This window comes from Pseudomonas sp. M20, assembly GCF_045037865.1.
Taxonomy (GTDB): Bacteria; Pseudomonadota; Gammaproteobacteria; order Pseudomonadales; family Pseudomonadaceae; genus Aquipseudomonas.
Genome location: NZ_CP173611.1, coordinates 5,100,520 through 5,125,736, shown reverse-complemented (window position 1 = coordinate 5,125,736; position 25,217 = coordinate 5,100,520). Strand labels below are relative to the sequence as shown.

The window sequence follows — 25,217 nt, the reverse complement described above, 5'->3', positions numbered from 1 at the left end:
CGAAGTGCTGAACGCGGCTGCCCGCATCGAACTGCTCAGCCCACGGCTGGCGAACCAGATTGCCGCCGGTGAAGTGGTTGAACGCCCGGCTTCGGTGATCAAGGAACTGCTGGAAAACAGCCTCGACTCCGGTGCCAAACGTATTGATGTCGACGTCGAGCAGGGCGGGGTCAAGCTGCTGCGCGTACGTGATGACGGCAGCGGGATTTCCGCCGATGACTTGCCGTTGGCGCTGGCCCGTCACGCCACCAGCAAGATCCGCAACCTCGAAGACCTTGAACAGGTAATGAGCCTGGGTTTCCGTGGTGAGGCGCTGGCCTCGATCAGCTCCGTGGCGCGTCTGACCCTGACCTCGCGCACCCGTGGTGCCGATCAAGCCTGGCAAGTCGAAACCGAAGGTCGCGACATGGCGCCTCGTGTTCAGCCGGCGGCGCATCCGGTCGGCACTTCGGTGGAAGTCCGCGATCTGTTCTTCAACACCCCGGCGCGGCGCAAATTCCTCAAGACCGAAAAAACCGAATTCGATCATCTGCAAGAAGTGATCAAGCGTCTGGCGCTGGCGCGTTTCGACGTCGCGTTTCATCTGCGCCACAACGGCAAGACCATTCTCAGTCTGCATGAGGCCCACGATGACGCGGCCCGTGCCCGGCGTGTGGCGGCAATCTGCGGCTCGGGCTTCCTTGAGCAGGCGCTGCCGATCGAGATCGAACGCAATGGCTTGCATCTTTGGGGCTGGGTCGGTTTGCCGACCTTCAACCGTAGTCAGGCGGATTTGCAGTATTTCTTTGTGAATGGCCGGGCGGTGCGCGACAAACTGGTGGCCCATGCGGTGCGTCAGGCTTATCGCGATGTGTTGTTCAACGGCCGCCATCCGACCTTTGCGCTGTTCTTCGAGGTCGATCCGGCAGCCGTCGACGTCAACGTTCACCCGACCAAACACGAAGTGCGCTTCCGAGACGGTCGGATGGTGCATGACTTCCTTTATGGCACCTTGCACCGCGCGTTGGGCGATGTGCGTCCGGAAGATCAGCTTGCCGGTTCTGTCACCACTGCGATCGTCCGCCCAAGCGGCCTCGATGCCGGTGAGTTCGGCCCACAGGGCGAAATGCGTCTGGCGGCCAATGCGCTGCTGGAGCAGCCGCAGGCGCAACCGGCGTTCAATACCTCGTCCGGTGCCGGTGCTGGCGGCGCTTACCAGTATCAATACACGCCGCGCCCGCAATCGGCGGTGCCGCCGGCTGCCGAGGCGCAGGCCGCATACCGCGAGTTTTTCGCGCCGCTGCCTGAGGCCAATGCCAACGCACTGCCGGCTGGTCAGGAAGATATTCCGCCGCTCGGTTACGCACTGGCGCAGCTCAAGGGCATCTACATTCTGTCCGAGAACGCTCAAGGTCTGGTGTTGGTGGATATGCATGCCGCCCATGAACGGATCATGTATGAGCGTCTGAAAATCGCCATGGCCAGCGAAGGCCTCAGTGGCCAGCCATTGCTGGTGCCGGAATCGCTGGCGGTCAGTCAGCGCGAGGCCGATTGTGCTGAAGAGCACGCCGCATGGTTCCAGCGACTGGGCTTTGAATTGCAGCGTCTGGGCCCGGAAACCCTGGCGATCCGCCAGATCCCGGCTTTGTTGAAGCAGGCCGAAGCCAACCGTCTGGTCGGTGACGTGCTGTCGGATCTGATGGAGTACGGCACCAGCGACAGGATTCAGGCGCACCTCAACGAATTGCTCGGCACCATGGCCTGTCACGGCGCGATTCGCGCCAACCGGCGCCTGGCCCTGCCGGAAATGAACGGCCTGCTGCGTGACATGGAAAACACCGAGCGCAGCGGTCAATGCAACCATGGCCGACCGACCTGGACCCAATTGGGCCTGGACGATCTGGACAAACTGTTCCTGCGCGGTCGTTGATGAGCCAGCTACCTCCAGCGATTTTCCTGATGGGCCCGACCGCTGCGGGCAAGACCGATCTGGCCATCGAGCTGACCAAGGTGCTGCCGTGCGAGTTGATCAGTGTCGATTCGGCGCTGGTCTATCGCGGCATGGACATCGGCACCGCCAAGCCTTCGAGAGAACTGCTGGCCGAATATCCGCACCGTTTGATCGATATCCTTGATCCGGCTGAAGCCTATTCGGCTGCGGATTTTCGTCGTGACGCCCTGCAAGCCATGGCCGAGATCACCTCGCGCGGAAAAATTCCGCTGTTGGTGGGCGGTACGATGCTCTATTACAAGGCTTTGGTCGAAGGTCTGGCGGATATGCCAGCGGCCGATGCCGAGGTTCGCGCGCAGATCGAAGAAGAGGCTGCACGCCTTGGCTGGCAAGCCCTGCACGACCAATTGGCGGTCATCGATCCGGTGTCCGCGGCGCGGATTCACCCGAACGATCCGCAGCGCCTGAGTCGCGCGCTGGAAGTTTACCGAGTCAGCGGTCAGAGCATGACTGCGCTGCGCCAGCAACAATCTGCGCAAAGTACTGAAGCAGCCGCTTCGGGACTGCAACAATTGCCCTATACTGTCGCGAACTTGGCCATTGCCCCGGCAAACCGCCAGGTACTGCACGAGCGCATTAAACAAAGATTCACAATTATGTTGGAACAGGGATTCATCGACGAGGTCGTAGCCCTGCGTAAAAGAAGTGACCTGCATTCAGGGTTGCCGTCTATACGTGCGGTAGGCTACCGCCAAGTCTGGGATTACCTGGATGGCAAGCTGACGTTGGCCGACATGCAGGAGCGCGGCATCATCGCCACGCGCCAATTGGCCAAACGCCAGTTCACCTGGCTGCGCAGCTGGGAAGATCTACACTGGCTGGACAGTCTTGATTGCGACAATCTGCCACGCGCCTTGAAATACCTTGGGACCATCTCCATATTGAGCTGAGTCCTTGCAATTGCCGTCTATCCTTGGGGGTGTGGCGGCCAAAGCCATCTGAATTACCTATTTTTTATTATTGAATCCTTAAAGGAGTGCGGCACATGTCAAAAGGGCATTCGCTACAAGACCCTTACTTGAATACTTTACGTAAAGAGAAAGTTGGGGTTTCCATCTATCTGGTCAACGGTATCAAACTGCAAGGCACGATCGAGTCGTTCGACCAGTTCGTGATCCTGCTGAAAAACACCGTGAGCCAAATGGTTTACAAACACGCTATCTCGACAGTAGTGCCGGTTCGTCCAATTCGTCTGCCTAGCGCAACCGAATCCGAAGCAGGTGACGCTGAGCCAGGTAACGCCTGATAGGAGTCTCCTTTGTTCTTTGAGCGCCACGGTGGTGGTGAGCGAGTGATCCTCGTTCACTTGGATGGACAGGACCCTGAGGCGCGCGAAGATCCGCAGGAGTTTCAGGAATTGGCTAATTCGGCCGGCGCCGAGACCGTTGCGTTTTTTAACGTGCCGCGTCATCGGCCAACCGCCAAATTTCTGATCGGCAGCGGCAAGGTCGAGGAACTGCGCGACCTGGTCAAGGCTGAAGAAGCCGATCTGGTGATTTTCAATCACATCCTCACGCCCAGTCAGGAACGTAACCTCGAACGTGTTTTCGAGTGTCGCGTGATCGACCGTACCGGTCTGATTCTCGATATTTTTGCCCAGCGCGCCCGCACCCATGAAGGCAAGCTCCAGGTTGAACTGGCCCAGCTTGACCACATGAGCACGCGGTTGGTTCGCGGCTGGACTCACCTTGAACGTCAGGGTGGCGGTATCGGCATGCGCGGTCCAGGTGAAACCCAACTGGAAACCGACCGCCGTTTGCTGCGGGTTCGCCTACGCCAGATCAAGGGCCGGCTCGAGAAGGTGCGCAGCCAGCGCGAGCAATCGCGACGCGGCCGCTCCCGTGCGGATATCCCTACCGTGTCTCTGGTGGGATATACCAACGCCGGCAAATCCACGCTCTTCAACAACGTGACGAAATCCGATGTCTACGCGGCCGACCAATTGTTCGCCACGCTGGACCCGACCCTGCGCCGTCTCGACATTGACGACCTGGGGCCGATCGTTCTAGCGGACACGGTGGGCTTCATTCGTCACTTGCCGCACAAGCTGGTCGAAGCATTTCGGTCTACCCTCGAAGAGTCGAGCAATTCCGATCTGCTGTTGCACGTGATCGATGCGGCCGAACCGGATCGCATGTTGCAGATCGAGCAGGTGATGGTGGTGCTGGGCGAGATTGGTGCCCAGGACTTGCCGATCCTCGAGGTCTATAACAAACTCGATTTGCTTGAAGGTGTTGAGCCACAAATCCAGCGCGACGAAAACGGCAAGCCCCAGCGGGTCTGGCTGTCGGCGCGTGATGGCAGTGGTCTGGAATTGCTTGAACAAGCCATCGCCGAATTGCTTGGCAGTGATTTGTTTATCGGTACCTTGCGCTTGCCGCAACGATTCGCGCGACTGCGTGCGCAGTTTTTCGAACTCGGTGCGGTGCAGAAAGAAGAGCACGACGAAGAAGGCATCAGTTTGCTGGCCGTTCGTTTGCCCCGTGTCGAGTTGAATCGACTGGTAAGCCGCGAAGGATTGCAGCCGATGGAATTCATCGAGCAACACACTTTGCAATAAAAGCCTGACAAAGCGGTTGTGCCGCAACGGCAGGCATTCTGTAGCATTGGTCGGCGCGCCGTGGGTGCGTCTTTGCTTTATCAGATGGAGAGCGCTATGGCTTGGAATGAGCCGGGTGGCAACTCGAATAATCAGGATCCTTGGGGTGGCAAACGCCGCAATAACGGCGACCGCAAGGGGCCACCGGATCTCGACGAGGCCTTCCGAAAGCTGCAGGAAAGCCTGAACGGGTTGTTCGGTGGTGGTAAGAAACGTGGTGATGACGGCGGTGGTTCGGGCAAGAGCAGAGGCGGCTTCGGCGGTCTGCTCGGGATCGGCCTCGTTGTGCTGGCGGCTGTCTGGCTGTACAGCGCGGTTTACGTAGTGGACGAGCAGGAGCAAGCCGTGGTGCTGCGCTTCGGCAAGTACTACGAGACTGTCGGCCCGGGCCTGAACATCTACTTCCCGCCGATCGATAAAAAGTACATGGAAAACGTCACGCGTGAGCGTGCCTACACCAAGCAGGGCCAGATGCTGACCGAAGACGAGAACATCGTCGAAGTGCCGCTGACCGTGCAGTACAAGATCAGCAACCTGCAGGACTTCGTGCTGAACGTCGATCAGCCGGAAATCAGCCTGCAACATGCGACCGACAGCGCCCTGCGCCACGTGGTGGGTTCCACCGCCATGGACCAGGTGCTGACCGAAGGTCGTGAATTGATGGCCAGCGAAATCAAGGAGCGTCTGCAACGTTTCCTCGATACCTATCGCACCGGTATCACCGTCACTCAGGTCAACGTACAGAGCGCAGCGGCACCGCGTGAAGTGCAGGAAGCCTTTGACGATGTGATCCGCGCCCGTGAAGACGAGCAGCGTTCGCGCAACCAGGCTGAAACCTACGCCAACGGCGTCGTGCCGGAAGCCCGTGGTCAGGCCCAGCGTATCCTTGAGGATGCCAACGGTTACCGTGACGAGACGGTCTCGCGTGCCAAGGGTGAAGCTGATCGCTTTACCAAACTGGTCGCCGAGTATCGCAAGGCACCTGAAGTCACCCGCCAGCGTCTGTACCTGGACACCATGCAGGAAGTCTTCAGCAACACCAGCAAGGTACTCGTGACCGGCAACAAGAACGGCCAGAGCAACCTGCTTTACCTGCCGTTGGACAAAATGATTCAGAACAGTTCGGGCAGCAATGCACCGGTCACCGGTTCGGCTGCCGCCAGCAACAACACGGACGTCACGCCGCATGTCACTGACCTGCCGCAGTCGCGCACAAGGGAGACCCGCTGATGAGCAATAAATCGCTGATCGCCCTTATTGTTGGCGTCGTTGTCGTGCTGGTGGGCTGGAACTGCTTCTACATCGTCGCTCAGACCGAGCGTGCGGTGCTGCTGCAATTCGGTCGTGTGGTTCAGGCCGATGTTCAGCCGGGTCTGCATGTGAAAGTGCCTTACGTTAACCAGGTGCGTAAATTCGACGCACGTCTGATGACGCTGGATGCACCGACACAGCGTTTCCTGACCCTGGAAAAGAAAGCCGTGATGGTCGACGCTTATGCCAAGTGGCGCGTGAAAGATGCCGAGCGCTTCTACACCGCAACTTCCGGCCTCAAGCAAATCGCCGACGAGCGTCTGTCCCGTCGTCTGGAATCCGGTCTGCGTGACCAGTTCGGTAAGCGCACCCTGCACGAAGTGGTGTCGGGTGAGCGTGACGCACTGATGGCTGACATCACTGCTTCGCTGAACAAGATGGCGGAAAAAGAGCTGGGTATCGAAGTGGTCGATGTCCGGGTCAAGACCATCGATCTGCCTAAAGAAGTAAACCGCAGCGTGTTCGAACGTATGAGCACCGAGCGTGAGCGTGAAGCTCGCGAGCACCGCGCCAAGGGTAACGAGCTGGCTGAAGGCATCCGTGCCGACGCCGATCGTCAGCGCCGCGTGTTGCTGGCAGAAGCCTATCGTGAATCCGAAGAGGTTCGCGGTGACGGTGATGCCCAGGCCGCTGCGATTTATTCCAAGGCCTATGGTCAGGATCAGGAGTTCTACAGTTTCTACCGTAGCCTGCGCGCCTACCGTGAAAGCTTCGCGAACAAATCCGACGTATTGGTCCTCGACCCAAGCAGCGACTTTTTCCACTACCTGGAAAAGGCCAAGCCTTGATACGCCGTTGACCTGAATCATTCCGCCCGGCGGCTAAAACCTCGGGCGGGGTGATCCTTTGGGAAAACGTGTGTATGATGCGGCAGCCGGGAAATTCCCGGCTTTTTTGCGTCTGCACGTTTGATTGCTGTGTTTTGTTGCAGGCATCGGGTTGAATGGCCCGAGAGTATTTCGAGGAAAGTGATGGGCGAAGCCGCTAACAGGCCTTTCGCCGCGTCGTTCATGCGCGTGCGTTTTGAACGGTTCAGTCATTTTCTGCTTCACTCAAGGCTCGCCCGCAGGCTGGCCGCCCGGATCAAAGGGGAATGGCGTAATGGCAACGGTAGACCGCTGGCTGCTGCCAGATGGCATCGAAGAAGTACTGCCACCGGAAGCGGCGCGCATTGAAGTTGCGCGTCGTCAGGTGTTGGATCTGTTCCAGAGCTGGGGTTACGAGTTTGTCGTGACTCCCCATATCGAGTACCTGGAATCCCTGCTGACCGGCGCGGGCCAGGACCTGGATCTGCGTACCTTCAAGGTCATCGACCCGCAATCGGGCCGGCAGATGGGTTTCCGTGCCGACATCACGCCGCAAGTGGCGCGTATCGATGCGCACACCCTGCGTCGCGAAGGCCCGAGCCGTCTGTGCTACGCCGGCAGCGTGCTGCATGCGCAGCCGCGTGCACTGTCGTCCTCGCGCAGCCCGATCCAGTTGGGCGCCGAGTTGTACGGCGACGCCAGCCCGAGCAGCGACGTTGAAGTGATCAGCTTGATGCTGGCCATGCTGCAACTGGCCGACGTGCCGGATGTGCACATGGATCTCGGTCATGTCGGCATCTACCGTGGTCTGGCGCGTGCCGCCGGTCTGTCCGGTGAAGTAGAGCAACAGCTGTTCGATGCGTTGCAACGCAAGGCCATCGACGAGGTCATTACCTTGACCGAAGGCTTGCCGGCCGACCTGTCCGGCATGCTGCGGGCGCTGGTTGACCTGTGTGGCGGTCGTGAGGTGTTGAGCGCTGCCCGCGAACGACTGGCCAATGCGCCGGCGCCGGTTTTGGCGGCACTGGAAGACTTGCTGGCGATCGCCGAGCGGCTGTCGGCACGCTTCCCGGAGCTGCCGCTGTACTTCGACCTGGGTGAGCTGCGCGGCTACCACTATCACACCGGTGTGGTGTTCGCAGTGTTCGTGCCGGGCGTTGGCCAGTCCATCGCTCAGGGCGGTCGCTACGACGACATCGGCGCGGATTTTGGTCGCGCGCGTCCGGCGACTGGTTTTTCCACCGATTTGAAAACCCTGGTGACCCTGGGGCGTGCTGAGATCGAGCTACCGTCTGGCGGTATCTGGATGCCTGACAGTACGGATGCGGCACTCTGGCAGCAGGTTTGCCAGTTGCGCAGTGAGGGTCAGCGTGTCGTTCAGGCGTTGCCTGGACAACCTTTGGCCGCCGCCCGTGATGCGGACTGCGACCGGCAATTGATTCAGCAGAACGGGCTTTGGCAAGTATCGCCATTGGCTTCTTGAGTTTTCCTGCCGGCCATCGCCGGCACCAAGTTTGCGCGAATGAGGACAAGTGTTATGGGTAAGAATGTCGTAGTCCTGGGCACCCAATGGGGTGATGAGGGCAAAGGCAAGATCGTTGATCTGCTGACCGAACATGCTGCCGCCGTAGTGCGCTACCAAGGTGGCCACAACGCTGGCCACACACTGGTGATCGACGGCGAAAAAACCGTCCTGCACCTGATCCCGTCGGGCGTGCTGCGCGAAGGCGTGCAGTGCCTGATCGGCAACGGCGTGGTGGTTGCACCTGACGCCCTGCTGCGCGAGATCACCAAGCTGGAAGAGAAAGGCGTACCGGTGCGTGAGCGCCTGCGTATCAGCCCGTCCTGCCCGCTGATCCTGTCCTTCCACGTGGCGCTGGACCAGGCCCGTGAAAAGGCTCGTGGCGAGCTGAAGATCGGTACCACCGGTCGCGGCATCGGCCCGGCGTACGAAGACAAGGTTGCTCGTCGTGGCCTGCGTGTTGGCGACCTGCTGAACATGCCGCGCTTCGAAGACAAGCTGCGTGAACTGGTGGATTACCACAACTTCATGCTGGTCGGTTACTACAAAGAGCCTGCCATCGAGTTCGAGAAAACCCTGGCCGAGTGCAAGGAGTACGCTGAGCTGCTCAAGCCGCTGATGCTCGACGTCACCGCTGAGCTGCACGACCTGCGTCGCGCAGGCAAAGACATCATGTTCGAAGGCGCTCAGGGTTCGTTGCTCGACATCGACCACGGTACCTACCCGTACGTGACCAGCTCCAACACCACCGCCGGTGGCGTGGCGACCGGTTCCGGCGTTGGCCCGATGTTCCTGGATTACATCCTGGGCATCACCAAGGCTTACACCACTCGCGTTGGTTCGGGTCCATTCCCGACTGAGCTGTTCGACGATGTCGGTGCACACCTGGCCAAGCAAGGTCACGAGTTCGGCGCGACCACCGGCCGTGCCCGTCGTTGCGGCTGGTTCGATGCCGTTATCCTGCGTCGCGCTATCGATGTGAACAGCATCTCGGGAATCTGCCTGACCAAGCTGGACGTGCTCGACGGTCTGGAAACCATCAACATCTGCGTCGGCTACAAAGATGCCGAAGGCAACGCTGTTGCTCCGACCGATGCTGACAGCTACGTAGGCCTGCAGCCTGTGTACGAAGAAGTGCCGGGCTGGACCGAATCGACCGTGGGTGCCAAAACCCTGGAAGAGCTGCCGGCTAACGCTCGTGCCTACATCAAGCGCGTTGAAGAGTTGATCGGCGCGCCGATCGACATTATTTCGACGGGCCCGGACCGTAACGAAACCATCGTTCTGCGTCATCCGTTTGCTTGATAAGTCGTTGATGTAAAAAAACAAAGGCCCCTTCATCGGGGCCTTTGTCGTTTATGCCTGTTGGACGGCATGACCTTTGCTGTGAATCTGTCTACAAGAGTGCCATCAAATTAATGGCGTCAGAAGTAGAGGTATTCACAGTGTCGGCCGTTCTCTCACTGTTACAAAGCCGTTTGTTGCGCCCCGTGTTCGTTACCCTTGGTATCGCCCTTTTGGTGCAGGTGCTGGTGGCGGTTGCCCTGACGCGGAGCACCGTCACGGCGCTGGAAGCAGATTTGGCGGTGCGCCTCGGCGCCGACAGCCAGAAACTCTCCGGCGAGCTGGAGCAGGCCGGGCGTGAAGTCACGTCGAGTCTTGATGCCTTATCCGCCAGTACCCGTCAGCGGCTGACCGCTGGCCTGTCTTTGCGACTGAAAGACGAGCAGGCGCAGTTGCGTGCGACGCTGGAAAAAGATCTGAAGGATTCGGCCAATGACATGGCGCAGTTGCTCGCCTCGGTGGCGCCGCGTGCCATGTGGGACAGCGACGTGCCGACCCTGTCCGAGTTCGCCCGCCGGGCCCAGCGCAATCCCAATGTGTTGTTCGTCGTCTACGACGACGCCACCGGCCAGCACCTGACCCGCTATCTCAATCGCGAAAACCCGATCAACAAGGCCTTGCTGGAAAAAGGCCAAGGCGAACGCGCGCTGGATAAAGTGCTGGATGCGGCCAAGAACGATCCGTCGGTTTACTACCTTGAAGCCTCGATCAATCCCAACGGCGTGGAAATCGGCAAGGTGCTGATGGGGGTGTCCACGGCCTCGATGGAAACCGATCTGGCGGCGCTGGACAAGCGCTTCTCGGCGTTGATCGCCAGCAGTGATCAGTTGGTCGGCGACAGTCTCAAGGGCGCTGCCGCAGACAGTGCCAAAGCCATGCAGTCGCGCCTGCAGTCGGCGCAGTCCACTGCGACCGAGATGAAATCCAATACTGCCAATACCGTTCAGGAAGCAGCGGCAACCTTGCGCTGGCGCATTGGCCTGGGTCTGGCGCTGGTCGGTTGTGGTGTGCTGCTGTTGCTGGCGGTAGTGTTGGGCCATCGTGTGGTCAATCGCCTGAAGATGCTCAACGCAGCCATGGATGACCTGGCGGCGGGCGAGGGCGACCTGACCAAGCGAGTACAGATCAACAGCAAGGACGAAATCGGCGACATGGCTTCGGCGGTCAATCGCTTTGTGGATAAGTTACAGCCGATCGTGCGCGAGGCGGGCGATGTTGCGCAGCGCACCGGCGTCGAGATTGGCGCGATGACCCTGCGCAATGCCGGTGCGGATGCGGCGGCGGGCATGCAGCGTGATGAAGTGGCGGAGAGTCTGCGCGCACTGTCGCAAATGGCTGATGAGGCGCAGTCGGAAAGCCATGCCATGCAGGCCGCGTTGAAGCAGGTTGTGGATATTCGCCAGGCGACTGACGAAAACACTCGTACGTCCGCCAAGGTCGGCAGTCTGATCGAGGCGCTGGCGGGGCAGGTCGATACCGGGGCGAAAGTGATCGAGCGACTGGCGCAGCAGAGCGAGCAGATTGAAGTGGTGTTGACGGTGATTCACGGAATTGCCGAGCAGACCAACCTGCTGGCGCTCAACGCTGCCATTGAAGCAGCGCGCGCGGGCGAGACCGGGCGTGGTTTTGCGGTGGTGGCCGACGAAGTACGTGCGCTGGCGAGCAAGACACAAAGCTCTACCGGCGACATTCAGGCGCACATCGTCGCTCTACAGCAGGGCGCACGTGAGGCGGTCGAGGCGATCGGTCAGGCCGGGCGCCAGGCCAGCGAAGGTTTGCTGGTGTTGCGCGACAGTGCGCGATTGCAGCAGTCGGTGCAGGCGTCGGTCGAGCAGGTGCATGCGGCGATTGGCCTGGCAACGCAGGCTGCGGCCCATCAAGCGCAAGGTGCGCAGGCAGTGCGCGGGCGCGTCGAGACGATTCATGCGCAGGCCGAGAAAGCGGCGCAGGCGGTGGTGGAGACCACGGCGAGTGGCAAGGTGCTGGATGGTCTGGCGGCGCAACTGAAGGCAAGCCTGGGACAGTTCAGGGCTTAAGATCAAAAGATCGCAGCCTGCGGCAGCTCCTACATTGAAACGCGAAATCCCATGTAGGAGCTGCCGCAGGCTGCGATCTTTTAGCGGCTCAGATACATCCGCGTCGTCAGCAGATAGACCGGCAACCCGGACACCAGAATCAACAACGCCGCATAAGGCGCCGCCGCCGCAAACTCGACATTCGCGGTATGCGCCCATACCTCGGTCGCCAACGTGTTAAGCCCGGTCGGACTCAACAGCAACGTCGCCGTCAGCTCTTTCATCGCATCCAGAAACACCAGCGCAAAAGCCGCACCCAATGCCGGGAAGATGATCGGCAACGTCACCCGGCAAAACGCCGTGAACGACGAAGCGCCCAGCGTGCGTGCAGCCTCTTCCAGCTGCGGTGCAGCCTTGTTCAGGGCTGTGCGGATCGGCGCCTGTGCCAGCGGCAGGAACAGTAGCGCATAGGCAATCAGCAGCAGTCCCGAAGTCTGGTACAGCGCCGGCACGTAATGCAGGGCGAAATACACCAGCGTCAACGCAATCACCAATCCTGGCAGCGCGTGCAGCAGATAAGGCAGGCGTTCGGCCCAGATCGCCAGTTGGCCTTTGTAACGCACCACCAACAACCCGACCGGCACCGCCAGTACCAGACACAATGCTGCACCGCCGAGAGAAAGCGCCAAAGACGAGAGCAGGGCTTCAGTAATCGCGGCCACCGGAAAAGCCGCCGACGAACCGACCGCCAGCCAATACGCCAGCATGCCCAGTGGAATCCCGCTGCCGACAATCGCCAGCATCAGGCAATACAACTGACCGACTGCTGCCCATGGCCCCAGCCGAACCTGCTCAGCCTGACGCGCCGCGCCTTGCCCGGTGCGTACATGTCGGCCCTTGCCGCGCACCCGTAATTCCAGCCACAACAGCACCAGACACAGCGCCAGCAGCACGGCGGAGAGCATCGCCGCGTTGGCGTTGCTGAACTCCAGTTCGAACTGCTGATAGATCGCCGTGGTGAAGGTTTGCAGGCCGATGATCGACAGTGCACCGAACTCGACCAGCATGTGCAGGGCGATCAGCAAGGAGCCTGCCAGTAGCGAAGGCCAGAGCAGCGGCAGGGTGACTCGGAAAAACACGCCCCAGCGATTTTGCCCGAGGGTGCGGGCCGATTCTTCAAGGGAGGGATCGAGATTGCGCAGCGTCGCCGCCACCGGCAGGAAGATCAGCGGGTACTTCGACAGGCTCATCACCAGAATCGCCCCGCCAAGCCCTTCGAACTGCGCGCTCAAAGAGACCCAGGTGAAACTGCTGACAAATGCTGGTACCGCGAACGGCAAGCACAGAATCACGCCCCACAAGCGTCGCCCCGGCAAGTTACTGCGCTCCAGCAGCCAAGCCAGCGACAGACCAATGACGCCGCAGGTGAGGGTTACGCCAACCATCAATGCCAAGGTGTTGCGCAGCAGGCCGAACACATACGGACGCCACAACAAGTGCAGCGCTTCGGCCCAACCGGCCTGCCAGGCTTTCAGTCCGACGTAGGCCAGCGGCAACAGGCTCATCACCACCAAAAGCAATACCGGCAGCACCAGCCAGATCGATGGCCGCTTGCGCTTTGGTACGTAACCCCCGCGCGCGGCGGGGGCGGATAACGATGCGGTCATCAGTTCAAGCCAACTTCGCGTTCCAGTTCCAGTGCTTCTTCGGCATTGCCCAGATCGGCTGGCGTGACGTTCGGCGCTTCCAGCTCACTGAACGGCTTGAGCCCGCGATCCGATTCCATGCCTTTGTGCAGCGGGTATTCCGCGGTGGTCTGAGTGATCACGCGCTGACCTTCTTCGCTGGCCATGTAGGCAAGAAATTGCTGGGCTTCTTTTGGATGCTTGCTGGATTTCAACACGGCTGCGCTGGATACGGTGATCAAGCCGCCGACGTCGCCGCCGGTGAAGTAATGCAGTTTCGAATCCAGTTTGCCTTTCTCGCGTTGCAGGGCGAACCAGTAGTAATTGTTCACCAGCACCGTGGCGACCTCGCCGTTTTCCACGGCTTTGAGGGCAACCATGTTGTTGCTGTAGGTCTTGCCGAACGCGCGCAGGCCGGTCAGCCATTCTTCGGCGGCATCGCGACCGTGCATCTTGATAATGGCGACGGCTTGTTCCTGGAAGGCACCGCTGGTTGGTACGAAACCGACTTTGCCTTGCCATTGCGGATCGGAGAACTCCATCACCGATTTCGGCAGGTCTTTTTCATCGACCAGTTTCGGGTTGTAGGCGACCACGCGAACGCGGGCAGTGACGCCGATCCAGGTGCCGTTACCGGCGACATATTTTTCCGGAAGCACAGCCAAAGTGGCGTCGTCGGTCTTGGCCAGCAAGCCCAGTTCGCCAAGATTGTTCAGCGGTGGCGATTCTTCGGTGTAGATCACATCGGCGGGGGAGCGGTCGCCTTCTTCGATGATCTGGCTGGCGAGCTGATTGCTGCTGCCTTTGCGCACATTGACGTGAATGCCGGTCTTGGCTTCGAAGGCTTTGGCGATCGCGTCGCCGACTTCCTTGTGCTGGCCGTTATAAAGCGTCAGGGAAACCGCATCGGCAGCCTGGGTGAGGGGAGTGGCGAGCGCCAGGCCGAGAAGGGTGAAGGTCAGGCCTCGGCGCAGGGTATTTCGAAACGTCATTCGCAGGGTTCCTCACTGTCGCATTGCAAAAACTTGCAACAATGATAAACGATATTGTTTCTCAAGTGCGCCTTGCGAGAGGCTCTGCGTTCCTGTAGGAGCTGCCGAAGGCTGCGATCTTTTGATTTTGCTCTTTGAAAAACAAGATCAAAAGATCGCAGCCTTCGGCAGCTCCTACGGGGGGATTCAGGAAGCCAGAAACGCAAAAACCCGCTTTCGCGGGTTTCTGTGACATTCAAGGCCGTAACCTTGAATTTGAATTGGTGCCCAGAAGAAGACTCGAACTTCCACGACCGTAAGGTCACCAGCACCTGAAGCTGGCGTGTCTACCAATTTCACCATCTGGGCAATCATCGCAAGCGTTGCCGCTGTTGATGTGGCGCACTATACGGAGCGCCTTTTGATCTGTAAACCCCTGATTTAATTTTAATAAATCAGTTTTAAGAAAACCCGGGCTTAGAATGCAAAAAACCCGCTTTCGCGGGTTTTGTGTGAGTCTTGAAACTGATCTAGTCTCAAACTCGAAATTGGTGCCCAGAAGAAGACTCGAACTTCCACGACCGTAAGGTCACCAGCACCTGAAGCTGGCGTGTCTACCAATTTCACCATCTGGGCAGTATCGTCAACGCTTGTACGTCGTCGATGGCGCGCACTATACGGAGCGTCTTTTTAACTGTAAACCCCTGTCAGCAAAAAATATGATTTTTTTTACCGGTGGTGGTCGAAACGGCTTTCCAGCGTCGCTACAGGGCCTCTGTTGGGCCTTATAGAGTCGGAAATTTCCCGTTTCATGGCGCCTATGCCAAACTAACCCGCATATAGACAAGGTGAAAACTCTCTAATGGCCGATTGGCAGTCCCTCGATCCCGAGGCCGCTCGTGAAGCGGAAAAATACGAAAACCCTATTCCTAGCCGCGAACTGATCCTGGCGCACCTCGCTGATCGGGGTTCGCCTGCTGCCCGCGAGCAACTGGTCGAAGAGTTTGGTCTGACCACAGAAGACCAGATCGAAGCCCTGCGCCGTCGCCTGCGCGCCATGGAGCGCGACGCTCAACTGATCTACACCCGTCGTGGCACGTATGCGCCGGTGGATAAACTTGATCTGATCCTCGGCCGCATCAGTGGTCACCGTGACGGCTTCGGTTTCCTCGTGCCGGACGACGGCAGCGACGACCTGTTCATGAGCCCGGCGCAAATGCGTCTGGTATTCGACGGTGACCGTGCGCTGGCCCGTGTTTCCGGTCTCGACCGTCGCGGTCGCCGCGAAGGCGTGATCGTTGAAGTGGTCTCGCGTGCTCACGAAACCATCGTCGGCCGCTACTTTGAAGAAGGTGGGATCGGCTTCGTCGTCGCGGACAACCCGAAGATTCAGCAAGAAGTGCTGGTGACGCCGGGCCGCAACGCCAACGCGCAGATTGGTCAGTTCGTCGAGGTGAAAATCACCCACTGGCCGACGCCGCGCTTCCAGCCGCAAGGCGATGTGGTCGAAGTGGTCGGCAACTACATGGCGCCGGGTATGGAAATCGATGTGGCCCTGCGCACTTACGATATTCCGCACGTCTGGCCTGAAGCCGTTCTGAAAGAAGCCGCCAAGCTCAAGCCGGAAGTCGAAGAAAAAGACAAAGAGAAGCGCGTCGACCTGCGCCATCTGCCGTTCGTCACCATCGATGGCGAAGATGCCCGCGACTTCGACGATGCTGTTTATTGCGAAGCCAAACCGGGCAAACTGCGCCTGTTCTCCGGTGGCTGGAAGTTGTACGTGGCGATTGCCGACGTTTCCAGCTACGTGAAGATCGGCTCGGCGCTGGACAACGAAGCGCAAGTGCGCGGCAACTCGGTGTACTTCCCCGAGCGCGTGGTGCCGATGCTGCCTGAGCAGCTGTCCAACGGCCTGTGCTCGCTGAACCCGCACGTCGATCGTCTGGCCATGGTTTGCGAGATGACCATCTCCAAGTCCGGCGAAATGACCGACTACTGCTTCTATGAAGCGGTGATCCATTCCCACGCTCGTCTGACTTACAACAAAGTCAGCGCGATGCTGGAAACACCGAAAATCACCGAGGCGCGTCAGCTTCGCGGTGAGTACAACGACGTTCTGCCGCACCTCAAGCAGCTTTATGCGCTGTACAAGGTGCTGCTGGCCGCTCGTCACGTGCGTGGCGCGATCGATTTCGAAACGCAGGAAACCCGGATCATCTTCGGTACCGAGCGCAAGATTGCCGAAATCCGTCCGACCACCCGCAACGACGCGCACAAGCTGATCGAAGAATGCATGCTGGCAGCCAACGTGGCCACCGCCGAATTCCTCAAAAAGCACGAAATTCCTGCGCTGTACCGTGTCCACGACGGTCCGCCACCGGAGCGTCTGGAAAAACTCCGTGCCTTCCTCGGGGAGCTCGGTCTGTCCCTGCATAAAGGCAAGGACGGCCCGTCGCCGAAGGACTATCAGGCCTTGCTCGCGAGCATCAAGGATCGCCCGGATTTCCACCTGATCCAGACCGTGATGCTGCGCTCGCTCAGTCAGGCGGTGTACAGCGCTGACAATCAGGGCCACTTCGGCCTGAATTACGAAGCCTATACCCACTTCACCTCGCCGATCCGTCGTTACCCGGACCTGCTGACGCACCGTGCGATCCGCAGCGTGATCCATTCGAAACAGGACACCCCGCACGTTCGTCGTGCCGGTGCGATGACCATTCCGAAGGCGCGTATCTATCCGTACGACGAAGCGGCACTGGAGCAACTCGGCGAGCAGTGCTCGATGAGCGAGCGCCGTGCCGATGAAGCGACCCGCGACGTGGTGAACTGGCTCAAGTGCGAGTTCATGAAAGATCGCGTGGGCGAATCGTTCCCGGGCGTGATCACCGCGGTAACCGGTTTTGGCCTGTTCGTCGAGCTGACCGATATCTACGTCGAAGGCCTGGTGCACGTCACCGCGCTGCCGGGCGATTACTACCACTTCGATCCTGTGCATCACCGCCTGGCGGGCGAGCGCACCGGTCGCAGCTTCCGCTTGGGCGATACCGTTGAAGTGCGCGTCATGCGCGTTGACCTCGACGAGCGCAAGATCGACTTCGAGATGGCTGAAAAAACCATCAGCGCGCCGATCGGTCGCAAAAAGCGTGGTGTTGAAACTGCCGCACCCGCTGCGAAGGAAAAAGCCGAGGCGGCTCCAGCGAAAACCGCTGGTCGTCGTCCGGCCAAAGAAAAGGCTGCTGAAGCCTATCGCCCAAGCGACGCCGTGGCGAAGAACGCCGAGCTGCGCAAAAGCCGTGAAATGAAGAAAGCTCTGCTTTCCGATGCCAAAAACGGTGGTAAAGCGGCGTCCGGGGGAAAGACCGGGCGGTCGGCGCCTGAAAAGGCCTCCGGCGGCAAGCCAGCCAAACCGAGCAAACATCGTAAAGGCCCGCCAAAAGCGGGTTCTGCTCCAGCCAAAAGTGGCGGGGCACGTAAACCGAAGGCGAAGTCATGAGTCAGTTGGAAAAAATCTACGGCGTTCACGCGGTAGAAGCGTTGCTGCGTCACCACCCGAAACGCGTCAAGCAGATCTGGTTGGCGGAAAGCCGCAACGATCCGCGCGTGCAGACGCTGGTTGAGCTGGCCAACGAAAATCGTGTCCAGGTCGGTCAGGCCGAGCGCCGCGAAATGGACGCCTGGGTTGAAGGTGTCCACCAAGGCGTGGTCGCGGAAGTCAGCCCGAGCCAGGTGTGGGGCGAAGCGATGCTCGACGAGCTGCTCGATCGCACTGACGGCGCACCGTTGCTGCTGGTGCTTGACGGCGTGACCGATCCACACAACCTCGGCGCCTGCCTGCGTTCGGCCGATGCGGCCGGTGCGCTGGCGGTGATCGTGCCGAAAGACAAGTCGGCAACCTTGACCCCGGTCGTGCGTAAAGTCGCTTGCGGCGCGGCGGAAGTGATTCCGCTGGTGGCGGTAACCAACCTCGCTCGTACGCTGGAAAAACTTCAGCAGCGCGGTCTGTGGATTGTCGGCACGGCAGGCGAAGCTGAAGTCAGCATTTACGACCAGGATCTGACTGGCCCGACCATTCTGATCATGGGCGCCGAAGGCAAAGGCATGCGTCGCCTGACCCGTGAACACTGCGACTATCTGGTGAAACTGCCGATGGCCGGTAGCGTCAGCAGTCTCAACGTGTCCGTGGCAACTGGCGTGTGCCTGTTCGAAGCGCAGCGTCAGCGCGGTGCCAAAGCCAAGGCGAGCGCTTCGCGCAAGCCATAAGCTCATAGCTGCAAGCCTCAAGCTAAAAGCGGACCCGCTTGCAGCTTGAGGCTCGATGCTTACAGCTGCTGTTCAAATAATCACCAATTACCTTGCACCTCTTCTGCCCCTTCTCTACAATTGCGCCCCTTGCTGTGACGGCAGGCACGCATGTGCCCCGCGCCAGCAAGTCCATAAGTGTCATTCACTCCTTGTCTGACCGTTTTTGAGCGGCAGGCTACAACCCGTAAGGAGCATTCATGCGTCATTACGAAATCATCTTTTTGGTCCACCCGGATCAAAGCGAGCAAGTCGGCGGCATGGTTGAGCGTTACACCAAGCTGATCGAAGAAGACGGCGGCAAAATCCACCGTCTGGAAGATTGGGGCCGTCGTCAACTGGCCTACGCAATCAACAATGTTCACAAGGCTCACTACGTGATGCTGAACGTTGAGTGCACTGGCAAGGCCCTGGCCGAGCTGGAAGACAACTTCCGCTACAACGATGCAGTGATCCGTAACCTGGTCATCCGTCGCGACGAAGCCGTTACCGGCCAGTCCGAGATGCTCAAGGCTGAAGAAAACCGCAGTGAGCGCCGTGAGCGTCGCGATCGTCCTGAGCACGAAGGCGCTGAAAGCGCTGAAGGCGAAGAGAACGACAGCGATAACGCTGACGAGTAATCCACGGACCTTATTAAGGAGCCTATCAAATGGCACGTTTCTTCCGTCGTCGTAAATTCTGCCGTTTCACCGCTGAAGACGTGAAAGAGATCGATTACAAAGATCTCAACACTCTGAAAGCCTACGTATCCGAGACCGGCAAAATCGTTCCAAGCCGCATCACCGGTACTAAAGCTCGTTATCAGCGTCAGCTGGCCACCGCTATCAAGCGCGCCCGCTTCCTGGCCCTGCTGGCCTACACCGACAGCCACGGCCGCTGAGACCGGGCAGTCGACAAGTAGCAAAGGATTGAATGCATGCGTGCCTTAGCTGAGTTCATCATGCGAGGCCGTATGCAGGCCACTCTCGTGGTGGCCGGATGTGCAACATTGCCGTTGTTGTATTGGTTGGGTGCTGCCGCGGGGAGCCTTGTGCTGCTGCGGCGCGGACTGACGGACGCCTTGGGTGTTCTGTCTCTGGGGCTGCTGCCAGCGTTGATCTGGTGGCTGTACGCCGATGACCCACGGGCACTTCTGGTGCTGCTGGGGTCTTCGGGACTTGCGTTGGTTTTGCGCGCAAGTGAGTCCTGGGTTCGCACGCTGCTGGTCAGCGTAGTGATTGGAGTGGTGTTTTCGGTGGTGCTCGGGGTAGCGTTTGCGGCCCAGATCGAGATGCTCGCGCAGGCCTTGATAAAGGTCATGCCGGCGCTTCTCGGTGAGACCTACAAGCAATTGTCGGTTGATGAGCAAGCGCGTTTCGCGTCCCTGATCGCACCAGTCCTGACCGGACTGATTGCGGCGCTGTTGCAGATCGTCAGCGTGCTGAGCCTGATTGTCGGGCGGCATTGGCAGGCGTTGTTGTACAACCCGGGTGGTTTTGGTCGCGAGTTTCGCGCCATCCGGATCCCGCTGGGGCCGGCGATGTTGCTGCTGGCGTTGATGCTTCTGGGCCCGAATCTCGGTGCACAGATGGCCATGTTGACGCCGTTGTGCAGTGTACCGCTGGTGTTCGCCGGACTTGCCCTGATTCACGGGCTGGTCGGGCAAAAGCGACTGGCCGGTTTCTGGCTGGTGGGGTTGTACGTCACGCTGCTGTTGTTCATGCAGCTGATCTATCCGTTGCTCGTGGTCCTGGCCATTGTCGACAGCCTGATTGATTTTCGCGGTCGTCACGTGTCGAAAGACACCGACAGCGCGAACGGTGAAGGTTAAAAGTTAGAGGATTTTCACATGCAACTGATCCTTCTGGAAAAAGTCACCAACCTGGGCAACCTGGGTGACAAAGTAAACGTTAAGGCCGGTTACGGTCGTAACTACCTGCTGCCTTACGGCAAAGCTACCGCCGCAACCCCAGCGAACATCGCTGCGTTCGAAGAGCGTCGTGCTGAGCTGGAAAAAGCTGCTGCAGACCGTAAAGCATCGGCTGAAAGCCGTGCTGCCCAACTGGCCGAGCTGGAAGTGACCATCACTGCCACCGCTGGCGACGAAGGCAAGCTGTTCGGTTCGATCGGTACTCACGACATCGCTGACGCACTGACCGCCTCCGGCGTTGAAGTTGCGAAAAGCGAAGTTCGTCTGCCGAACGGCACCATCCGCAACGTGGGTGAATTCGACGTGGCTGTGCACTTGCACGCCGAAGTTGAAGCCACCGTACGCGTTGTCGTGGTAGCAGCTTAAGCAACACTGATCGGCTGGCGGCTTGTCCGTCAGACGGTTAACATCGGGCACGATCCTGTTTACAGGTCGTGCCCTTTGTCTTTCTGAATTCCCTGTTTTTCCAAACAACACAAGTGGCCATGAACGATATCTCCGCTCCCGAGCAATACGATCTGCAAACCGCTGCCCTGAAGGTGCCACCGCATTCCATCGAGGCCGAACAGGCTGTACTCGGTGGTCTGATGCTGGACAACAACGCCTGGGAACGCGTGCTCGATCAAGTCTCCGACGGCGATTTCTATCGACATGACCACCGCCTGATCTTCCGTGCGATCGCCAAGCTGGCCGATCAGAACTCGCCGATCGACGTCGTGACCCTTGCCGAGCAATTGGACAAGGAAGGTCAGACCTCGCAAGTCGGCGGCCTCGGTTACCTCGGCGAGCTGGCGAAAAACACGCCATCCGTCGCCAACATCAAGGCCTATGCGCAGATCGTCCGCCAGCGTGCGACGTTGCGCCAACTGATCGGCATCAGCACCGAGATCGCCGACAGCGCTTTCAACCCGGAAGGGCGCACCGCCGAGGAGATCCTCGATGAAGCCGAGCGGCAGATCTTCGCGATTGCCGAGGCCCGGCCGAAAACCGGTGGACCTGTTGGTGTGAATGACTTGCTGACCAAGGCCATCGACCGCATCGACACCTTGTTCAACACCGACAACGCCATCACCGGCCTGTCTACCGGTTACACCGACCTCGACGAGAAAACCAGCGGCCTGCAACCGGCTGACTTGATCATCGTCGCCGGTCGTCCGTCGATGGGTAAGACCACCTTCGCGATGAACCTGGTGGAGAACGCCGTACTGCGCAGCGACAAGGCCGTTCTGGTGTATTCCCTCGAGATGCCAGGTGAATCGCTGGTCATGCGTATGCTCTCCTCGTTAGGCCGGATCGACCAGACCAAGGTGCGTTCCGGCCAACTGGAAGACGATGACTGGCCGCGCCTGACCTCGGCGGTCAACCTGCTCAATGACCGCAAGCTGTTCATCGACGACACCGCCGGTATCAGCCCTTCGGAAATGCGTGCGCGTACCCGGCGTCTGGCGCGTGAACACGGTGAGATCGGCCTGATCATGATCGACTACCTGCAGTTGATGCAGATTCCAGGTTCCGGCGGCGACAACCGAACTAACGAGATTTCTGAAATCTCGCGTTCCTTGAAAGCCTTGGCCAAGGAATTCAACTGCCCGGTGGTGGCGCTGTCCCAGCTCAACCGTTCCCTCGAGCAACGGCCGAACAAACGTCCAATCAACTCCGACCTCCGGGAATCCGGAGCGATCGAGCAGGACGCCGACGTGATCATGTTCGTCTACCGCGACGAGGTGTATCACCCGGAAACCGAACACAAGGGCATCGCCGAAATCATCATCGGCAAGCAGCGTAACGGCCCGATCGGTTTTATCCGCCTGGCGTTCATCGGCAAATACACCCGCTTCGAAAACCTCGCGCCGGGCAGCTACAACTTCGACGACGACGAATAAAGGCTGGCCGAAAATCCTCGGCCAGCACTCGCCTCATTCAGCTGGCACTTGTGCCGGCGGCTTCCTCATCAGTGCCGCTGGCCTTGTACTGCGCCAGTTCCTCGCGGCTCAGTTTGTCGATCAGGGCCGCTTCCTCGATGATCCACTCGGCCTGCATCGTTTTCGATTGCGCGTCGTAATCGGCGAACGACATTTCGTTTGCCTCGAATGACTCACCCAAGGCTGCTTGCCGGTCCTGAAACGGCTGACGCTGGGTTTCGAAGGTTTCCTGATATTTACTGGTCAGGTATTTTTGCCAGAACTCCCTCGACACCAATGCCTGAAACTCCTCAGCCGAGTTATCCCGCGCAATGACCGTCTGGTAAGCGTTTTCCAGCTGCGTGTCGGAGACTTTGACCAGGCGTGAGAAGCCCATTTTTTCCGGTTGCCCAGGCAGCTGCAGGCGGTCTTTCAGGCCGTGGCGATAGTACAACCTGATTTCGACTTCTTCTCCTACATGAGGTGGGGGCAGGATCGCGGCCTCATCGGGCGTTCTGGCAGCGACAATTGCGGCTTCGCGTTGCGCGATGTCTGCCGAGGCGACTTTGTCGACTTCGTGCAAGCGGAACAACGCCCTGGACAGCTTGAACAGTTCTGGCCCCTGAGTCTTGTCGCTGGCTCGGGCCACAGCGTTGTGCGTCATTGATATGACTTCGAGGTTGGTAAAGGTAAACGCCGCCCGAACACAGCAGGTCGCTTCGCCCGCGCGATCGAACACTTCGTTGCGCAAGCGTTCGGACTGCGGCGTGTTTTCGGTGATGCTGTCGATCAGCTTCCAGACTCGTCCCTGCAGTTCGTGGTGACCGGTGGCACTGTCCAGCAGGAGTTCAAGCGTGTCGAACAAACCGCCGGAACGCGGCTGGTCGCGCAAGGTTTGCCATTGACGCCTGCGGTTAGCCACTTGATCGTCGGAGAGTCCTGCTGTCCAGCGCTTCATCGGATCATTCCTGATCCAGCGCAAGGGCGTAGGACGTACTATGGCTGTACTGGAGATGTTCCTTGCGCCTGTCAGCGGTGTTCCGGCGGCTGTCAGGCGATTGTTGTACTGGAGCAGACGGGTGTACGTCGCGTCCGACAGTGGATTGTTCGAAATGTCGGTGATGTTGTTGATGCGCACCGTGTTGGCCAATTGATCATTCGGCGGCGCGATAATGGCGTCGGGAATTTCCGTGATGCGGTTGCCGTTCAGCGCGATGGTATCCAGCAGCGGCTGATGGATGAGGCCAGTGGGAAAGGTGTCGATCCCTGTGTGGGCCAGACTGACAGTCCGCATGTCGACGATCTGGCTCATGTCCGGGGCGATGCCCAGTTGCCGGTTTCCCTGCAGCTCCAGTCCACGCAAGGTAGTGCGGCTCGCGAGAACGCGGGCAGTGTCGGTGGTCAGGGTGATATTATTGCTATCCAGGGACAACAACGTCAGCCCATTCATTTCGCCAATGGCCGGTGGCAGTTCGCGCAGTTGATTGCGCGACAGTTGCAACCAGCGTATATGGCGGAAACGCGTCAAAAAACCTTCCGGAGACGTGCTCAGGTGCATATTGACCAGTTTGAGTGAGCCGACGTGAGTGAAGTCAGCGTCTATGTCCGGCAGGCTTGGCAGCCGCAGATTGCTGAGATCGAGCTCCAGGCCGATGGGAGTACCGTCATGGGCGTGAGCTTGCGGCCCCTCTCGGCGCCAGCAACTGATGATTCTGTTGCTGGCCGTGACCCGATCAGTCCGGATCTGCGCATTGAGTGCCAGTTGATCCGCGCGAATGTAGCCGCCCCGATTGCCCCCGCCGGAAAAAACCCAATCGTCGAGCTGGCGTTTCAGTACTTTGAATTCTCGTTCGAGACTGCGCACCTTGATAACGACGGTGTCCGCGTCGAGGCTCCACAGGTATTCCCTGCACTGCTTCATGTTCTTGCCTGGAAACAGCCGTTGGTAACGCCGGGCAACGGAGTTGTCGCTATCGAAGTTGGTGTGAGTCAGCAGCTCGGGAGCGACTGCGCTGACGCGCCGCCAAAAGTCATCGAACTTCTTCCCGTAACCGGCCGCAAAGCGGTTGCCATCGAGTTGGGTCACGGCGTTGATCCGGGCGATCGCCAGCAGTTGCTTCGGCGGTGGATCTAGAAAGGTCGGCGGTACTTCCTTCAAGCGATTGTTGCTTAGATCCACAATGATCAGATCGGGCTTGTCCTGCAATCCGCTCGGCCATTGATCGATGCCTGTGTTATTGAGCTGCACCTGCCTCAGCCTGGACATGCCGCTGAAATCAGGCATCGAACCAAGGGCCGGATTGTCGCCCAGATTGATCGCCTCAAGCTGATTCATGGCACTGAGTATTGCCGCTCTGTCCTCTGTCATTTGCAGACGATTACCCGACAGGTCCAGGTTGACCAGGTCATGCATGGCAACGATGGGGCCGGGCAAACTTTCCAGCCTGCAGTGATTGATCACCAGCCGTTCCAGATTCGGGAAGCCGGACAGGAAAGTATCGGCGTCGCCCGACCAGGTAGCGGCATTGATTAACAGCGATTTGACATGACTGAAGTCGGCGCTGAGCGGGGGCAGTGGCGCTTTGATCTCCGGCAGCCTCAGCGTGTGCGTCGAATCCAGCCAACAGGCCTTGATGATATCCGCGATATGGCGCGCCTGTATTTTGGCCGGGGTATCAGCGCCGAACGAGTCGGTCTGGCTGCGGTTGACGTAGGTGTCGAGCTGGGATTCCAGTAAGTCCAGTGCTGCGACACGGCGTGCCAGTTGCGCTTTGCCGTCTTCATCCAGAGCCAGGAGAAACGCGCGCAACTGCTTTGGGTTTTATTGGGGTAGACCCGCTGCACGCTGACAGTTTCAGGCATGTC

General features: G+C 59.3%; 19 protein-coding genes and 2 tRNA genes. 16 read left to right on the top strand and 5 right to left on the bottom strand.

The genetic code is table 11. The annotated features are described in order from the left end of the window. The first annotated feature begins 7 nt into the window (after positions 1 to 7). The 9 genes from mutL (at position 8) to ACI514_RS22670 (ending at position 11,608) form a co-directional block, all read left to right on the top strand. Positions 8 to 1,909, top strand: a complete 1,902-nt coding sequence (gene mutL / locus ACI514_RS22710; protein WP_174244491.1) for a DNA mismatch repair endonuclease MutL — start codon at positions 8 to 10, stop codon at positions 1,907 to 1,909. Beyond that, the gene (gene miaA / locus ACI514_RS22705) at positions 1,909 to 2,880 is read left to right on the top strand and encodes a tRNA (adenosine(37)-N6)-dimethylallyltransferase MiaA (RefSeq protein ID WP_160055345.1); all 972 of its coding nucleotides are present in this window, start codon (positions 1,909 to 1,911) and stop codon (positions 2,878 to 2,880) included. Before mutL ends, miaA begins: the two co-directional genes overlap by 1 nt. A 95-nt stretch (positions 2,881 to 2,975) precedes the next feature. Beyond that, positions 2,976 to 3,236 carry an RNA chaperone Hfq gene (gene hfq, locus ACI514_RS22700; protein WP_007902656.1) on the top strand — a complete coding sequence of 87 codons (261 nt, stop codon included), beginning with the start codon at positions 2,976 to 2,978 and terminating at the stop codon, positions 3,234 to 3,236. Between the two features lie 12 nt (positions 3,237 to 3,248). Then, positions 3,249 to 4,550: a ribosome rescue GTPase HflX gene (hflX, locus tag ACI514_RS22695; protein ID WP_122593812.1), complete on the top strand. Its 1,302-nt coding sequence runs from the start codon at positions 3,249 to 3,251 to the stop codon at positions 4,548 to 4,550. A 96-nt stretch (positions 4,551 to 4,646) separates the two neighbouring features. Continuing rightward, positions 4,647 to 5,819 (top strand): FtsH protease activity modulator HflK, encoded by a 1,173-nt coding sequence (gene hflK, locus ACI514_RS22690; protein WP_160055348.1) that lies wholly within the window; start codon positions 4,647 to 4,649, stop codon positions 5,817 to 5,819. Beyond that, positions 5,819 to 6,688 (top strand): protease modulator HflC, encoded by an 870-nt coding sequence (gene hflC, locus ACI514_RS22685; RefSeq protein ID WP_007915830.1) that lies wholly within the window; start codon positions 5,819 to 5,821, stop codon positions 6,686 to 6,688. Before hflK ends, hflC begins: the two co-directional genes overlap by 1 nt. A gap of 313 nt (positions 6,689 to 7,001) precedes the next feature. Next, complete coding sequence (locus ACI514_RS22680) at positions 7,002 to 8,189, top strand: ATP phosphoribosyltransferase regulatory subunit (RefSeq protein WP_007915833.1); 1,188 nt, start codon at positions 7,002 to 7,004, stop codon at positions 8,187 to 8,189. Between the two features lie 54 nt (positions 8,190 to 8,243). Beyond that, positions 8,244 to 9,533: an adenylosuccinate synthase gene (locus ACI514_RS22675; protein ID WP_007915835.1), complete on the top strand. Its 1,290-nt coding sequence runs from the start codon at positions 8,244 to 8,246 to the stop codon at positions 9,531 to 9,533. Positions 9,534 to 9,673: 140 nt separating this feature from the next. Next, positions 9,674 to 11,608 carry a methyl-accepting chemotaxis protein gene (locus ACI514_RS22670; RefSeq protein ID WP_405122426.1) on the top strand — a complete coding sequence of 645 codons (1,935 nt, stop codon included), beginning with the start codon at positions 9,674 to 9,676 and terminating at the stop codon, positions 11,606 to 11,608. 80 nt (positions 11,609 to 11,688) lie between these two features. On the opposite strand, the gene ACI514_RS22665 is transcribed toward ACI514_RS22670, so the two are convergent. The 4 genes from ACI514_RS22665 to ACI514_RS22650 form a co-directional block, all read right to left on the bottom strand. Then, positions 11,689 to 13,254: an iron ABC transporter permease gene (locus ACI514_RS22665; protein ID WP_160055354.1), complete on the bottom strand. Its 1,566-nt coding sequence runs from the start codon at positions 13,252 to 13,254 to the stop codon at positions 11,689 to 11,691. Beyond that, a complete protein-coding gene (locus tag ACI514_RS22660; protein ID WP_038360376.1) occupies positions 13,254 to 14,264 on the bottom strand; it encodes an extracellular solute-binding protein in 1,011 nt (336 codons plus the stop codon). The genes ACI514_RS22665 and ACI514_RS22660 overlap by 1 nt, the downstream gene beginning before the upstream one ends. Positions 14,265 to 14,525: 261 nt before the next feature. Further along, positions 14,526 to 14,612, bottom strand: a tRNA-Leu gene (locus tag ACI514_RS22655). A gap of 180 nt (positions 14,613 to 14,792) precedes the next feature. Next, positions 14,793 to 14,879, bottom strand: a tRNA-Leu gene (locus tag ACI514_RS22650). A 226-nt stretch (positions 14,880 to 15,105) separates the two neighbouring features. On the opposite strand from ACI514_RS22650, the gene rnr reads away from it, so the two are divergent. The 7 genes from rnr to dnaB all read left to right on the top strand — a co-directional run bounded on the left by rnr (position 15,106) and on the right by dnaB (position 22,334). After that, positions 15,106 to 17,736: a ribonuclease R gene (gene rnr / locus ACI514_RS22645; RefSeq protein ID WP_160055357.1), complete on the top strand. Its 2,631-nt coding sequence runs from the start codon at positions 15,106 to 15,108 to the stop codon at positions 17,734 to 17,736. Continuing rightward, positions 17,733 to 18,503 carry a 23S rRNA (guanosine(2251)-2'-O)-methyltransferase RlmB gene (gene rlmB, locus ACI514_RS22640; protein WP_405122425.1) on the top strand — a complete coding sequence of 257 codons (771 nt, stop codon included), beginning with the start codon at positions 17,733 to 17,735 and terminating at the stop codon, positions 18,501 to 18,503. The genes rnr and rlmB overlap by 4 nt, the downstream gene beginning before the upstream one ends. Before the next feature lie 239 nt (positions 18,504 to 18,742). Next, entirely contained in the window at positions 18,743 to 19,162 is a 420-nt protein-coding gene (rpsF, locus tag ACI514_RS22635) for a 30S ribosomal protein S6 (protein WP_007915844.1), read from the top strand. A gap of 29 nt (positions 19,163 to 19,191) precedes the next feature. After that, positions 19,192 to 19,422 carry a 30S ribosomal protein S18 gene (rpsR, locus tag ACI514_RS22630; RefSeq protein ID WP_002551829.1) on the top strand — a complete coding sequence of 77 codons (231 nt, stop codon included), beginning with the start codon at positions 19,192 to 19,194 and terminating at the stop codon, positions 19,420 to 19,422. A gap of 36 nt (positions 19,423 to 19,458) precedes the next feature. Next, positions 19,459 to 20,352, top strand: coding sequence for a hypothetical protein (locus tag ACI514_RS22625; protein ID WP_016771937.1), 894 nt, complete (start codon positions 19,459 to 19,461; stop codon positions 20,350 to 20,352). 18 nt (positions 20,353 to 20,370) lie between these two features. Next, a complete protein-coding gene (gene rplI, locus ACI514_RS22620) occupies positions 20,371 to 20,817 on the top strand; it encodes a 50S ribosomal protein L9 (protein ID WP_008078307.1) in 447 nt (148 codons plus the stop codon). A gap of 119 nt (positions 20,818 to 20,936) precedes the next feature. Beyond that, complete coding sequence (dnaB, locus tag ACI514_RS22615) at positions 20,937 to 22,334, top strand: replicative DNA helicase (RefSeq protein ID WP_008078305.1); 1,398 nt, start codon at positions 20,937 to 20,939, stop codon at positions 22,332 to 22,334. Between the two features lie 37 nt (positions 22,335 to 22,371). Here the strand turns inward: dnaB and ACI514_RS22610 are convergent, their stop codons facing one another. Further along, on the bottom strand, positions 22,372 to 25,161 hold the full coding sequence (locus ACI514_RS22610; protein ID WP_405122424.1) for an NEL-type E3 ubiquitin ligase domain-containing protein: 2,790 nt from the start codon (positions 25,159 to 25,161) through the stop codon (positions 22,372 to 22,374). Positions 25,162 to 25,217: the final 56 nt, after the last annotated feature.